Genomic DNA, 14,674 nt, shown 5'->3' on the forward strand with positions numbered 1-14,674 from the left:
AACCTCCTAGAAGTCGAAGTCCGTCGTGAACGAACGCTTGATGGTGTAGTTGCCCTTCGAGAACGACTTCCACTGTGTCGTATTCGGGATGGGCTCTTCGAGCCGCAACTCGACCGGGCGGTTGTTGAAGTCGTCGGCGTCCTGGGTCAGGTACAGGGTCGTCGACTGGTATCGCTGGCGCTGATCCTCGGATGCGCTGTCGAACGTGAGGATCGGCTGGTCGGAGATCAGCGTGTCACCGACGTACAGGCCGAGGCGGACCTTGCGCGGCTGGATCTTGTCGGCCACTGGCTCCCGCTGAAGCAGCTTGACGGCAAGCTGGCCCGTTGTGATCTTGTCGGTCTCAGGCATGAGGTCGACGTTGACGCGGCGCACGTCGCTCTTGCGCTTCTTGTTGACCGTTACCACAGGGACGACGATCTCCTGGAGGGATGCGCCTCCGTGCACATAGCGGGTGCCGGCGCCCGGCAGTGGGATGCGGTGGATCGACTTCGGGATCTGGATGTCGATGTCCCCAGCGAGACCCGCCTGGGCCGACGTGAACGTCATGAACGAAGGAGAAGACTTCAGCGCCCGACCCAGCACGTAGCGACGGTTGACCTTCGTGACTGCATCACCCTGAGGTGACTCCGAAACGTAGTACGACGTCTCCAGTGGGATGTCCTGATAGAGGAACCCGTGATCGGCTGTGAGCAGGATGTTGGTGGCGTTGGCGTTCGTCCACTTCTTCACAAGAATCAGCAGCTCCCGGAGAGTCTCCTCCGCAGCTTCGAAGACGGTCCGCTCGGTCGCCGCCTTGTCTCCGGCCGCATCGATGCGATCGTGGTAGACGTAGAAGATCTGATGCTGCTTATAGAGCTCACGCAGCTCGTCGGCAGGCATCGCGAGTACATCGGCGGCGGCAATCGCATGCCCGTTAACCGCTTGGAGAACCTTGTCGCGGTTCGCGGTGCCGTTCGTCGGCTTCCCATCCGCAAGCACCGGCAGGGCGTTCGGATCGAGCTCCAGCTTCGAATGCGGAAGCAGCGACGCCATGCCGAGTTGGGTGTAACTCGGCAGCGATCCGAGCACCGCCGACAGCGATGCATTGAAGCGGTCCTCGCTGCGGATCAAGGCAGCAAGTTCGTGGGCGACCTCGTACCGCATGCCGTCCGAAATGATCACGACCACCTTGGTGCGTCCATCCTTTACGACGGGTGCGGCGTGATGCTCGAAGAACTTGGCCTGCGGCGCGAGAGACGCAGACTTCCACTCGCCAGTGGGCTCCAGTGCCTGCTGCCAGCACCCGCCGAATTCGTAGAGGTATTTGTTGGCATACTGCTTGTCGACCTCGGCCTTGAGTGATTCGAGGGGCTTCTGGAAGTCGGCACTCTGGTAGGCGTGGGTGAACCAGCGGTACTGCTGGTCGATGCGGAACCAGTCGGACTGGTATTTCTCAAGCCCGAGATCGACCGACGCGATCGCGCTCGGAAGACCGGCGATCGCAGCGAACAGCTCAGATGCGCTCTGGATGGCCGAGTACAACTTGGCGTACTTGGCTTTCCACAGGCTTTCCTGGCGCTGACGCACCACGTCGGAGACCTCACGCGGCGTCACCGACTGAGCAGCGACGGCCGCGGCCAGGTCGACAATCACCTTGCGGTCGACCTCCTCGAAGATCGTGACCTTGGCCAGGTCGCGATAGTCGCCGTGCTCGATCTTGGACTTCACGTCGAGCGCTTCAGCGGCCCGCGATGCGAGCGCAGTCATCATCTGTTGACTGCGGACGTCGTAGCGGAGGCTGTTGAAGTCGCTTCGGACGTTGCGGAACTCGTCCGGGGTGGCTGACACGAACTCTTCGATGGCCCGACTGAACATCCACAGGATGAAGTCGTCCATCGTCGGGGCCTTGCTGGGGTACTTGTAGATGCTGGCGAGCCCTTCCCAGAAGAACTCGTCGAGTCCAAAGCTGACCAGGTCGTCGAACTTGCCCGTCTTGCCTGCGGCGTTTTCGGCGAGCAGTTCCCGCGTGATGTCATTGAGCTTGTTTCCGGATGCCCTCACGAGGACCTGACACATCTTGGCGCGGAGGCGGGTGGCGTCGTCCCCGTCGGTCAGGAGCTTCTCTAGCGCCTGCTTCCGACTGTTCGCGGCGAAGAACTTCTGGTGCTGCTCGATGACCGGAGCGAATGCCGGGTCGTTGAGACCGAGTTCCTGCTGGAGCATGGAGGTCTTGTCGGCAGTGAATACCCCGTAGGCGAGCTCCAGATCAAGCAGCCAGTTCCCGGCGCCGCGCGGGACATCGCCGGACCGATACACGAGGTGCCCGGTGATGTGATCGGCGAGAACACTGCTCTTGACGCTGAACTCATTGCCCTCGACGCGGATGACTTTCACAGCCCCGAGGTCGAGGGCGTCCAACTCGGAGGCGTACTCGCCCAGCGGGTCATGCCAGAACACGACCCGCTGGGAGGCGAGTCGGTCCTGGAGGGCGTCCTTGACGGAGGTCAGGTCAGTCACCGGCCGACTCCAAGCCGGTGACCTTCTTCAGCGCCGTACCGAACTTCGGGTAGTTCACCTTGACGCCGTCGTCGAGGTCAATGACGACATTCTCAGATGCCTTCGGGTAGAGCGTGTCGTGCTCATACTCGTTGAGTTCAATCAGGATCTTCCGAATCCGGTCGGCTTCCTTTCCGTTGCCAGCGCGCTCAGCTTGCTGGAGGCTCGACTCAAGCTTGGTTGCGTACTCGCGCAGGTAGGTCAGCACCGTCGAAACGGTGGACGGCGTGTAGCGGTGCATGTAGACGAGAGCGTTAAAGGATCCCGTGGGGCTGGAGAACAGCCAATAGATCGGCCTCTTCTTGTACCGGTGGACGTGGTCGTCGTAAAACTTCGACCTTCCAGCCTTAGTAACGAAGTAGTCGCGAAGGTCCTTCACCCCGAGCGCCGCTGTGACGAACTGCAGATTCTCGTCGAAATGCTCTTCGCCAAAGGCGACCCGCAGGAACGCGCGGAAACGGGCGACGATGTCGTCCTCGAACCAGTCACCGTCGACCATGGGGACGACGTTGTCCTGGTCCGGCACGAAAGTTGGGGTCGGTGCCCTTGCGAGATAGTCCTCCAAGGTGGCGCCCTGGTCCGCGAGGATCAGTCCCTTCTCGTCCAGGCTGTATCGGCCGAACATGCAGCCGACGCCATACGAGACAAGGTCACGCACGAGATCAGCTCGGCGCAGGGATCCAGTGTCGCCCTTTCCGTAGCGGAACCGCGGGTTGCCAAGAAGGGTCACTTCCTCCTCGGCGAGGCCGGCCGCGAGCTCGTCCCCAAGTCCGTATGCCTCGATGAACGCGTCGTCGTTCTCCCGCTCCAGACGCAGCGTCGCGGAAACCGCATCGTCCATCTCGGTCTCGACGCCCCTGGCCCAGGCCTGAACAAGCTGAGGTGCTTGACCACCGATTCGGTCGAGGCCGGCGAAGTCGAGTGAGGTCTCGGCTCTATTCCAATCTGCGCGCGCCATAGTCACAAGCTCATCCACACGACGTTCGACTTTCTCGATGTCGACCGGCTTAAGAATCCACGGCAGCGACGCGACATGGCCAACCTCGGTCTTTCGGCCCTGGTTAAAGAGGCCCAGGAAGTGACGCGTGGGCTTACTCGCCAATAGACCGAGGAGATACGGAACGGAGTGACCAGACCGCGCCGTAACGAACGGGCTCACGTCATCGAAGGCCGTCCCAGCATCGACGTACCGCGGATAGAAGCGGCCGTTACTCAAGCGGTTCCACGCAACGCACTCCTGGAAGTAGGAGTCGACGTTCCGCAGGGAGGCATTCTTCGAGCCGAGAATCTCGGAGCCGGCCGATCCCAGATTCACGACCGAGTCAACATTCCCATACCAGCGGCGCCGGTCTCCGCCACGCTGCAGCGGAACCCAGGCGGGATTGCGTCCTGCCGTGCCCGAGATGGAGGTGACATCCCTGCAGATCTTGCGAGCGGACACTTCGAACCAGTACCGGTAGTGCTTCTCGTTGTTTCCGCTCTGAATGCCGATGCGCGGTGTAGCGAACGAGGTGAAGTCCTCCCCGGAGAATGCGTGGAGGGTTGACGGCTGAATCCAGTAGGCGATCTGCGCCCCGGGCAGGTGACTCAGGTCAGCTTGGTTGACAACGAACCGGTGGTACCGCGGGTTGCGAAAGAGTGCCTCAATCTGATCGTTCGAGCGAATCTCGACATGCTCCTCGAACAGCTTCCGATACACCCCAACTGTTTGCTCTCGCGGGGGAACGGTTTCGACAACGAATGCCACGGAACCGAAGTCAGCTCCGAAGACACCGCGGCCAAGATGGAGCATGTTTGCAATGGAGCTTCGACTCAAGAGACCTTCCCGCAGCTTGCGGTACGCCGAAAGGAACATCCAAGTTGGAATATTTATCATTCCCCAGATGCCACCAGCACAGACGAGCCCGCCAGCACGGAGCATGAACGCCGTCATTAGGTCGCCCTTGCCCGCGGCAAACCGCTCCTCCACGTACGCCGAAAGCTGCCCGTCCATGTTTGCGCTCCCCATGTAGGGGGGGTTGGCCACAAGCACGTTGTGGCGGCGGCTCAGCGCATCTGCCTGCCTGACCACCTTGTGGGCTCGCGCGAGCACGTCGGTCGAGAATAGATCGCCGCCGTCGTCGAGCTCTTCAAGACGCTTGCCGATCGTCCGGGTTAGTTCAGGATCTGGCTCGATTAGTGCACCGAGCGTGTCAGCGTGCTGGAACTGGTTCCAGAACGCAGCTTCCGCATGCTTGTCGCCACCCGCCGCAAGCAGAAACTCGAGTTCCCTGGGTTCAAACGAAATCGGTTCAACCACACAGACGCTCGGCGTGACCGGGTTCTTGAGAAAGAGCTTGCGTCTGGCGACGGCTTTCATGGTCAGCGCGAAAGCCGCGAGGGCTCCTGCGCGGGGGTCGATCTCAGTGCCGTATAGGTTGTGCGCCAGGATCAGGCTGGGGATCTCGGACGGCGCGTAGCCCTCTTCTTCGTAGATCGCGTAGAGGAGGTCGAAGGCATAGGTGAGCATGTGGCCCGAGCCGCATGCAGGGTCGATGACCTTGAGCTCCTCCGGCGTGCTGATCTTGAGGAAGTCGGTTTCTCCGTCGACCGGGGCGATGTAGTAGTCCATCTGGCGTGCGAGACCCGACGACGGGCGGTTAAGCATCCAGAGACGCCCGAGGGAGTTCTCGACGAGGTAGCGGACGATCCAGTGCGGGGTAAATAGCTGCGTGGCTGCGGGGATCTCGTCGGCACCGGCCTTCTTGTTCTTCTTGAACCCAGCGAAGACCTCGTCCTTCCGCTCCGAGATGTAGAACTGGTAGAGCCAGCCGATGACCTCGACGTCCTGGCATACCTCTTCGGTGAGCACTGTGACCGACCGGCTGAGGACGGAGTCTTCGGCGAGCAGGTTGGCCGGGATGAGCAGCTCGGTGAAGTCGCCCTCCCGCTCGAACATGAAGGGCATGGCCGTGTTCCAGAAACGGCAGTAGTCCGCAAGGAGCAGCGCGTACGCCTCGGCCTGGGCGTCAACGCCGGGGCGCGGCTGACGGGTGCCGTTGAGCAGTCCTGTGACCGTGGCACTGTTGGTCCCCTTGACCACGTCGGCGTCGAGCTGGCCACGCTTGGCTGCGGCAAGCACCTCGGGCTGGCCGAGTTGATCGGTCGCAGGCGAGACAACACCGATCCCGGTGTAGCCGTTGGCGTCCATGAACCTCAGCGCGATGATGCGGTTGAACCAGGTGTACGCGACCTTGTCGGCGACGTGCGCCTTCCCCTTCTCGCCTCCGCCGGCTCCGGCGATGGCACGCTCCAGCGCGGTCACGGCCTTTGGCTGCTCCACGCGCTCGGGCGAGCCCTGGGCGAACACAGCGGTGATCCGCGCTCCCACTTCGCGGATCAGTTCGGTGCGCGCCGCGGTGGCAAACGACTTCAGCGGTGCGGTTTCCATCAGAGCGTGATTCGCTTTCCGTCGTTGAGGGTCTCGACGAGTGCTGCGCGGAGCGCGGCCAGGTAGTGGTTCATATCGGTCTCGTTCTCGATGAAGGCTGGCCCAGTGGGCACCTTGATGGTGCTGAGGGCCACCGATGGCTTCACCGGCTCCGATGGGTTCGCCGACTCTGCCAGTTCGTCGACAAGAGCGGGATAGATCGTCGAGACAAAGTGCGCACCGGTCTGTTCCATCACCGCGACCAGCCGCTCACCGTTCAGACTCGCAAACACGATGTCGACGCGGCCGGTGACCGACTTTTGCGCCTCCGCGGTTGCCGCGCCGTAGATCGGCTCCTCCACCAGGCTCGCCAGCTTGTTCTCAATAACGCTCCGAACTGCTGCTCGGCTCTCACTCACCTTGCTCTCGATCAGGCCGCGGAGCGTATCCACCGCCACCTTGAGCTGGTTCATCTTGCTGCCGCGGAAGGCATTCGGGTCTGCAAGCAGCGCTTCGACGCTGTCAGTGCTGCCGGCGGGGAGATAGCCGAGGTTTCCCGTGTTGGCCTTCAGGAGGGCATCCGCCTCATCGAAGATCTTGGCCTGATGGCCGTTGAGGAAAGACTTAATCGGATCGACTAGCTCCTCCTTGGCCTCGATCAGCTCGTCGGCCTTGTCGAAGTCGCTGAGATACCAGTCGACGGGCTTGCCGACGACCTGGTCGAGCAGCATGACGACGGCCGAGAGCTGGGCGACGAACGGATAGCGGCTACTGCTCACGAGGGCGTTGAGCTCGTCGCGCTTGGCCGCAAGCTTGTCCTTGCCGAAGCGGGCCAGCTCGGTCGAGTCGCTTGGTACGGCGCCCTCGTCAAAGAAGTCAGTGCAGAACGTCTTGAACTTGGCGACCTTCGTCGCGTCGTACGCCTTCTGGGGCGCGACGACGGTGTGCTGCTGTTTGCCAGTGTTACGGATGATGGATGCGGCCTCGGTTCGCACAACAGGGTTCGCATCGACCGCAAGCGCGACCTTTCCGTTACCGACCAACCAACCGAGCACGACCTCGATGGAGCCGAGGTCCCACCCATACGGCTTGGACTCGAACCGGTCCACGATCTTCTTGACGGTGACCTGCTCCCCAAGGTTGGTCTGGGAGATGATCCACGACTCCATCTCGGTGCCGGGCGAGCTAAACGCGCTCAGCGATCCCGCGCTGAACAGGCCCTGGTCATTCTGGATCGCCGCCGCGACTTGCTGCTCCGGGTAGACCTTCCCTCCGAGCAGGCTGAGGTTCGTGTAAGTCCGGTTGACGAGCTCTTGGAATCCGTCGCTCACGCGCGTGACTGCGTCCTGAGAGGCGGAGGTGATCTCGGCGGCGTTGATGATCAGTTGCGCCTTGCCGACGGCCTGGCGGAGGCGCTCGATGAGCTCCTTCTCGCGCTCGGCGTTAAGCACCTGCTTGGACTGAAGGATCGCCTGCGTCGAAGGCAACGCACCTGAGTTGGTGCGCTGCTTGGTGTACTTCTCCGTCTTGAGCAGCAGACGCAAGTCCGCGAGCAGTCGCTTGTCGCGGCCAAGGAACACGCGCAGCTCGTCCTTGCCCATGCTCTGCGCGGCGATCTCGGTGTCGGTGTAATTCGTCTCGGGCGTGATGAAGTGGACGGTCAGCTCGCGCTGGTTGCCCTGGACGATGTCGTCGAGCTTGTAGCCGAACGGGAAGTCCTGGCCGTTCTTGGCGTACCTGAGCTTGTTCGTCTTGAGGATGTCGGAGGAGAGGTACTTGAAGAGCTTGCTTGAGACCTCGGAGGAGTCGACGTCGACCGACTTGATCTCCTTCTCGATCTCCTGTTCCTCATTCGTCAAGTACTCATAGACGTTGCCATTGCGTTGGACGTACGACTGCGTCTCCAGCAAGTTGAGCGCATCCTGCACCTGCTTGCCGAGCGCGTTGAGGTCGAGACCGAAACGGTCGTAGACGAGCACCGTGAGGTTGCGGGGGGTGGCCTTGAACGTGTCAACGTACTTGACCAGGAACAGCGCCTTCAGCAGGCGGTTGGCGAGGACCGTGACGTCGGATCCCGGGTCGGGAAGGTGCTTCTCGGCCTGCAGAATGGCGCTCTGAGCTGCGGACTTCAGCGCCGCGCTGATCCCGGAGAACATCTGGTCAAACGTGGCCAGGTAGCCGACCTGCTCCGCGCCAATGCGCTTAGCGACCTCCTGAACCACACCGAGCATGGACCGCTCGCCGACCGAGCTGTTCTTGCCCTCGAACATGTTGTGGTCCGACAAACCCTCTATGGCGGCTTGGAACATCGGGATCTGGTAGGTCACAAACGGGTAGGCGCTGATGAAGCGCCCGCCGTCAACGTAGTTCCGGTAGGTCTTCGCACCGTCGACGAAGTCAAAGATCGTCTTGAAGTTCGCACCCTCCTTGACGTGGATGGCCATGAGCTCGGCTGCACCCTCGTCGTTCTTTTCGAGGAGGCGCTTGCTGATGACCTCCTCCACGTCCTGGCTGGTGAGCTTCACCTTTGCGCTGAAACGCGCCTGGATCTTGGAGAAGTCGTTGCCCTGCTGCTTGGTGCGGTCACCGATGACCTTGTCCATGTCCTCCTGAGAGGTAACGAAGACCCACGACTGTCCCTTGCACTTGGTGTTGAGGGACTCGGCGATCGTTTGAAGGTTGAGCATGAGCTTTACGTCGTCGGCGATGAATTGGCCGACCTCGTCGACGAAGAAGTTGAGCCGGAAGCCGGGCTCCTGCTTGTCGATCCACGCCTTCACGGACGCGGCAAAGTCTTCGATGGAGACGGCATACGACTTCTGGTACTGCGCGATGATGCCGGGGTTGGCCCCTCCGTTGACGTCGGCGAACGCCTTGTCGATGTTGTGGCCTTCGAGCGCCGTCTGCTCTCGTCCCTGTGCCCATTCGATGCCGGCGTGATTCTGGAATGCAGCCTTGAACGCGTCGTACTGGCCGCGCTTGTCGAGATCCTCCTCGAACCGCGCGACGGCTCCGTCGTTCCCAAAGTAGCCACGACTCTCATCGAAGACCTTGACAAAGACCTTGAGCAGCGCGTCCGTCTGATCTTTGGCGATCAGTGTGGCCTTCTGGTCGATGTTGAAGAGCAGGCTCTTGGCGGGGATGACGGCAGCCTTCTTGAGCGACGCGATCAGCATGGCGTCATCGGTCTTGCCCAGGAAGCTTTCGCTCACCTTCGCGCGCGGGAACTCCTGACCCGGAACGTCCCCGAGGAGGTGGGCGAGCATCTTCAGGAGGTGCGACTTACCGGAGCCGAAGAAGCCCGAGATCCAGACGCCATTGGCGTTCGTGTAGTTGGTGTACTCCTCTAACAGCGGTGCAACACCCTTGGCGGCATCGTTCGTGAACACGTACTCCTCGACCTCGATGCCAAGGTGGTCGACATCGTCGGCCTTGACGACACCCTCGATCGATCGGGTGACGTCCTTAAGGAAGATCTCGTTGAGTTTCATCGGGTCATGCTTCCTGGTCGAGGATGCGCTTCGCGCGGTAGAAGGAGTCGTCCTTGAGCTGCCCGAACAACACAAGGGCTGATCCCTGTGTCGCCGACACTTCGTAACGTCCTGGGAAGAACATCAGCATCGGCTTGTCAGAGACGACGGTTTGTAGGTTGTTGAGCACGGTGTGCGAGCGAACGAACGGGAACACCTCGCCGATGCCTGTGAGGAAGAGGATCTGGAACGACTCCGCCTCGATGCGTGCCTTGATGGCCGGCGCTAGGTGCATCTGGGGGTCCAGCATGTTCTGGAGCATCTTCAGGAAGTCGGTCTTGTCCATCGTCGGCTCGGCTGCCAACACGCGCTCCCAGACGTTGCGTTCCTTAAGGAGGGCGACGCACAGTTCGTACAGGTTGATCTCGAAGACCTTGATGCCCAGATCTGTGTCGAGTTTGGTCTTGATGCGCTTCCTGGCGTGGGCGACGTCGAGCGCCCACGCCGGGTCGTAGTCATAGATGAAGTGGGCGACCTCGTTGCCCAAGCCCTCCATCTTCAGAAAGCGCTCGCTGCTGAGCACCTTGAACAGGTGCTCCTCCTGCTGAGTCAGCGTCGCCCTTGGCTGCACGGCTCTCACGCCCTTCTCGTTGGGAAGAATCGGATATCGCTCGGCGTGCGCTGGTTCAGGCACTCGGCAACGCGGGAGGAAAGCAGCGCAGGCTCGATGCCGCCTCGCTTCGTCAGCAGGCCGGCCTCGAGGAGCATGCGGAAGACGTTTGAGCGAATCTTGCGCAGAGTGGAGTCCTTGAGGTCAGCGATCTCGTCATGCCAAAGCGTCTTGCCGCGGATGAAACTGTCGAAGTCGTCGTGATGGAGAGACGGAGCCAGGAGGAGGAATCGCTCTCGCAGGACCTCTTCGGCGAACTCGCCGATCAGGTCATAGCGACGGCAAGCGGCGGCCCACATCACGTGCCCGCGTTCTGACGAGGTCGCGTCGACGAGCAGTTCGAGCTCATCGTCGCTGAGCACGGAAAGGCGCTGGGTAGTCTCGCGCGCCAAGCGGACAGTGGACGAGTGGGTGCGCGACTGCAGCAAGTTGTCCCTCTCGATGACCTCGCGGACCCTCGACCAGTCGCGCTCGCGGTGGAAGATCGGCACAACGATGACCGCCTCGCGGAGAAGGAGCGCTCCGGATGTGAATGAGAGTGCGTATCGACGAGACATCACAGCGCCCTGACCAACCCCGATGACACGTTCTTTCTCTCTTCCAACTCCATGGCGTCAGGCGCACCCATTCGCCCTCCCTACCAAGACCCTAATGACGCGGGCATCCAGTTTCCGTTGTTCAGGGCGGTTTCGAACGGCTGTGGGGAGCAATCGGGCCTCGTGTCGGCGTAAGTTGCGTTGCCGCCGTGGAGCTCGAGCCGCTCTAACCGCATGCCTGAGGGCCGCCCAGTAAGGGGGCGGCCCTCAGGCGATACGAACCGTGTCAGCTGCAGCCGCTGGTGGAGCCGCAGCCTTCGCAGACGTAGCAGGAGCCGGCGGGGCGCATCTTGGTCCCGCAGGTCATGCACATCGGGGCGTCGGCGGCCTTGGAGTTGCCGAACGCCGCGAGGAGGTCGGCCGAGGAGTGGATCTCCGAGGAGACCTCGCGGGCCGAGGCTGCACCCGAGCCGGACGCCACCGTGGCCGCGGAGCCCGCGTCCGAGGAGGGCGCGTCGGCCGGGGCCGGGGCGGACGAGGAGGCGGGCTCCTCGGCCTTCTTCGACGTGGCGCCGATGCCGACCGAGAGGGACTCGATCTCCTCGACGAGCTCCTCGTCGGACTCGCCGGACTCCGGTGCGTAGGAGCCGGTCTCGAGCTGGCGAGCCCGCTCCTCCGCCGTGTGGATGCCCATGTACGAGCGGGTGTCGAAGTCCAGGTGGTCCAGCGCCAGCCGGCGGAACACGTAGTCCATGAGCGACTGCGCCATCCGCACGTCCGGGTCGTCCGTCATGCCGGCCGGCTCGAAGCGCATGTTCGTGAACTTCTCGACGAACGTCTCGAGCGGCACGCCGTACTGCAGCGCGACCGAGGTGACGATCGAGAAGGCGTCCATGACACCGGCGAGCGTGGAACCCTGCTTGCCGAACTTGAGGAACACCTCGCCGAGGCGCCCGTCCTCGTACGTGCCGGCGGTGAGGTAGCCCTCGGCCCCGCCCACGGCGAACGACGTCGTCTGCGAGCTGCGGCGCTTCGGCAGGCGCTCACGCGTCGGCCGGTAGACGACCTTCTCGACGATCTCGGTCGTGGCAGCGGCGACGGCGGCCGAGGCCTTGTCCGCGGCGGCGTCCTTGGCGGTCGAGCCACCGTCGGACAGCGGCTGACCGACCTTGCAGTTGTCGCGGTAGACGGCCAGCGCCTTGAGGCCCATCTTCCAGCCCTGGACGTAGACCTCCTCGATCTCCTCGACGGTCGCCGTCTCCGGCAGGTTGACCGTCTTGCTGATCGCGCCGGAGAGGAACGGCTGCGTGGCCGCCATCATCCGGACGTGGCCCATCGGGGAGATGGCGCGCGCACCCATCGCCGTGTCGAAAACCTCGTAGTGCTCGGTCTTCAGGCCCGGCGCGTCGATGACGTGGCCCTTGTCGGCGATGTACTCGACGATCGCCTCGACGGTCTCCTCGGTGTAGCCGAGCTTGCGCAGGGCCCGCGGGATCGTCAGGTTGACGATCTGCATCGAGCCGCCGCCGACGAGCTTCTTGAACTTGACGAGCGAGAAGTCCGGCTCGATGCCGGTCGTGTCGCAGTCCATCATGAAGCCGATGGTCCCGGTCGGCGCGAGCACGGAGGCCTGCGCGTTGCGGTAGCCGTTCTTCTCGCCGAGCTTGACGACGTCGTCCCAGGCCTTCGTGGCGACCCGGTGGATGTCCTTGTCCATCGTGTGCAGCGTGCGGACCGCGTCGTTGGCGGCGGCGTGCTTGCGCATGACCCGCTTGTGGGCGTCCGCGTTGCGGGCGTAGCCGGCGTACGGGCCGACGACCGCGGCGAGCTCGGCGGAGCGCTTGTAGGCGGCGCCGGTGAGCAGCGAGGTGATCGTCGCGGCGAGCGCGCGGCCACCGTCGGAGTCGTACCCGTGGCCCGTGGCCATGAGCAGCGCGCCGAGGTTGGCGTAGCCGATGCCCAGCTGGCGGTAGTCGCGCGTCGTGGCGCCGATCGACTCGGTCGGGAAGTCCGCGAAGCAGATCGAGATGTCCATCGCCGTGATGACGAGCTCGACGACCTTCTGGAAGGTGACGGCGTCGAAGGTGTCGTCGTCCTTGAGGAACTTCAGGAGGTTGAGCGAGGCGAGGTTGCACGAGGAGTTGTCGAGCGACATGTACTCCGAGCACGGGTTGGACGCGGTGATGCGGCCGGTCTCGGGGTTGGTGTGCCAGTCGTTGATCGTGTCGTCGTACTGGATGCCCGGGTCGGCGCACTCCCACGCGGCCTTGGCGATCTTGCCCATGAGCTCGCGGGCGTCGACGGTCTCGATGACCGAGCCGTCCATCCGCGAGGTGAGGCCGAACTCGGTTCCGTCCTGGACGGCGCGCATGAAGGCGTCGTTGACGCGGACCGAGTTGTTCGCGTTCTGGTACTGGACGGAGGTGATGTCCTTGCCGCCGAGGTCCATGTCGAAGCCGGCGTCGCGCAGCGCGCGGATCTTGTCCTCCTCGCGCGCCTTGGTCTCGACGAACTCGACGATGTCCGGGTGGTCGACGTCGAGGACGACCATCTTCGCCGCGCGGCGGGTGGCGCCACCGGACTTGATGGTGCCCGCGGACGCGTCGGCGCCACGCATGAAGGAGACCGGGCCGGAGGCGGTGCCGCCGGAGGAGAGGAGCTCCTTGGAGGAGCGGATGCGCGAGAGGTTGAGGCCCGCACCCGAGCCGCCCTTGAAGATGAAGCCCTCCTCCTTGTACCAGTTGAGGATGGAGTCCATCGAGTCGTCGACCGAGAGGATGAAGCAGGCGCTGACCTGCTGCGGGCTCTTGGTCCCGACGTTGAACCAGACCGGCGAGTTGAAGCTGAACACCTGGTGCAGCAGGGCGTAGGTCAGCTCGTGCTCGAAGATCTCGGCGTCGTCGGCGTTCGAGAAGTAGTCGAAGTCCTTGCCCGCCTTGACGTAGGTGAGGACGACACGGTCGATGAGCTGCTTGAGCCCGGTCTCGCGCTCGGGGGTGCCGACCGCGCCGCGGAAGTACTTCGTCGTGACGATGGTGGAGGCGTTGACGCTCCAGAAGTCGGGGAACTCGACCCCGCGCTGCTCGAAGATCGTCTCGCCGGTCTTCCAGTTCTGCTGGACGACGTCGCGCTTCTCCCAGGTCACCTCGTCGTAGGGGTGCACGCCCGGGGTGGTGTAGATCCGCTCGATCTTCACCCCCTTGCCCTTGGCGGCCTTGCGGGCACCTGCACGTGCTCCGGCGACATCGGTCATGCCTCTTCCCTTCCTTCTGCCCCTCTCCCGGGGGCGGTGGTGACCTGGTGGTGCTGTTCTACTGCTGGGGTGTGACAGGCGCGGTGGCCTGCGGTTCCTGCGCGGTCGCCTCGCGTTCGGCGCGCAGGAGGGTGATGGCCGACTCGAAGTCCTCGAGGGAGTCGAAGGCCTGGTAGACGGAGGCGAAGCGCAGGTAGGCGACCTCGTCGAGCTCGCGCAGCGGCTCGAGGACGGCCAGGCCGACCTCGTGCGCGTCGATCTCGGCCGAGCCCGCGCTGCGGATCGACTCCTCCACCTTCTGGGCGAGGACGGCGAGGTCGTCCTCGGTGACCGGGCGGCCCTGGCAGGCCTTGCGGACACCGACGAGGACCTTCGCCCGGCTGAACGGCTCGGTGGCGCCAGAGCGCTTGACGACGCTCAGGCTGGCGGTCTCGACGGTCGTGAACCGGCGGCCGCACTCCGGGCACTGGCGGCGGCGGCGGATGGCCGCGCCGTCGTCGGTCGTGCGGGAGTCCATGACCCGGGAGTCGGTGTGCCGGCAGAACGGACAGTGCATGACGGCGGGCCTCCCCCTGTGGACGGAACGGTGGACTCTCGTGTGAACAACCTGTGGAGAACCGGCATTTCGTGTGCACAAGATGTGGACGAACTACAGCGGTGTAACCACTAGATGTACTCGGCCGGGACGTTGGTGACGCGTAGGCGTTGACGACGAGGAGAACCTCCGGGTGAGGTGTGGATTGTCTAGGTCCTACACCGCCCGGAGGTTCTCGTGGCCCACGCTAACGCTCGTCTGAA

The 14,674-nt window shown here is 63.3% G+C and carries 7 protein-coding genes; all 7 read right to left on the bottom strand.

Annotation, left to right across the window (positions count from 1 at the left end; translation table 11 throughout):
- Positions 1-6: 6 nt before the first annotated feature.
- Positions 7-2,499, bottom strand: a complete 2,493-nt coding sequence (gene pglZ, locus KMZ30_RS04755; RefSeq protein WP_215519873.1) for a BREX-1 system phosphatase PglZ type A — start codon at positions 2,497-2,499, stop codon at positions 7-9.
- Positions 2,492-5,968 (bottom strand): BREX-1 system adenine-specific DNA-methyltransferase PglX, encoded by a 3,477-nt coding sequence (gene pglX, locus KMZ30_RS04760; protein ID WP_215519874.1) that lies wholly within the window; start codon positions 5,966-5,968, stop codon positions 2,492-2,494. The genes pglZ and pglX overlap by 8 nt, the downstream gene beginning before the upstream one ends.
- Complete coding sequence (brxC, locus tag KMZ30_RS04765) at positions 5,968-9,438, bottom strand: BREX system P-loop protein BrxC (RefSeq protein ID WP_215519875.1); 3,471 nt, start codon at positions 9,436-9,438, stop codon at positions 5,968-5,970. The genes pglX and brxC overlap by 1 nt, the downstream gene beginning before the upstream one ends.
- A gap of 4 nt (positions 9,439-9,442) precedes the next feature.
- On the bottom strand, positions 9,443-10,057 hold the full coding sequence (locus KMZ30_RS04770) for a DUF1788 domain-containing protein (protein WP_308284305.1): 615 nt from the start codon (positions 10,055-10,057) through the stop codon (positions 9,443-9,445).
- Positions 10,054-10,644, bottom strand: a complete 591-nt coding sequence (locus tag KMZ30_RS04775; RefSeq protein WP_215519876.1) for a DUF1819 family protein — start codon at positions 10,642-10,644, stop codon at positions 10,054-10,056. Before KMZ30_RS04775 ends, KMZ30_RS04770 begins: the two co-directional genes overlap by 4 nt.
- Positions 10,645-10,909: 265 nt before the next feature.
- A complete protein-coding gene (locus KMZ30_RS04780; protein WP_215511360.1) occupies positions 10,910-13,876 on the bottom strand; it encodes a vitamin B12-dependent ribonucleotide reductase in 2,967 nt (988 codons plus the stop codon).
- A gap of 58 nt (positions 13,877-13,934) precedes the next feature.
- The gene (gene nrdR / locus KMZ30_RS04785; RefSeq protein ID WP_215511359.1) at positions 13,935-14,432 is read right to left on the bottom strand and encodes a transcriptional regulator NrdR; all 498 of its coding nucleotides are present in this window, start codon (positions 14,430-14,432) and stop codon (positions 13,935-13,937) included.
- Positions 14,433-14,674: the final 242 nt, after the last annotated feature.

Origin of the sequence: Phycicoccus mangrovi (assembly GCF_018729305.1) — a bacterium.
GTDB classification, from domain to species: Bacteria; Actinomycetota; Actinomycetes; order Actinomycetales; family Dermatophilaceae; genus Phycicoccus; species Phycicoccus jejuensis.

Excerpts from the sequence above, each read along its gene's own strand:
- pglX (WP_215519874.1), bottom strand. The coding sequence starts at position 5,968 with ATGGAAACCGCACCGCTGAAGTCGTTTGCCACCGCGGCGCGCACCGAA.
- brxC (WP_215519875.1), bottom strand. The coding sequence starts at position 9,438 with ATGAAACTCAACGAGATCTTCCTTAAGGACGTCACCCGATCGATCGAG.
- KMZ30_RS04775 (WP_215519876.1), bottom strand. The coding sequence starts at position 10,644 with ATGTCTCGTCGATACGCACTCTCATTCACATCCGGAGCGCTCCTTCTC.
- KMZ30_RS04780 (WP_215511360.1), bottom strand. The coding sequence starts at position 13,876 with ATGACCGATGTCGCCGGAGCACGTGCAGGTGCCCGCAAGGCCGCCAAG.
- nrdR (WP_215511359.1), bottom strand. The coding sequence starts at position 14,432 with ATGCACTGTCCGTTCTGCCGGCACACCGACTCCCGGGTCATGGACTCC.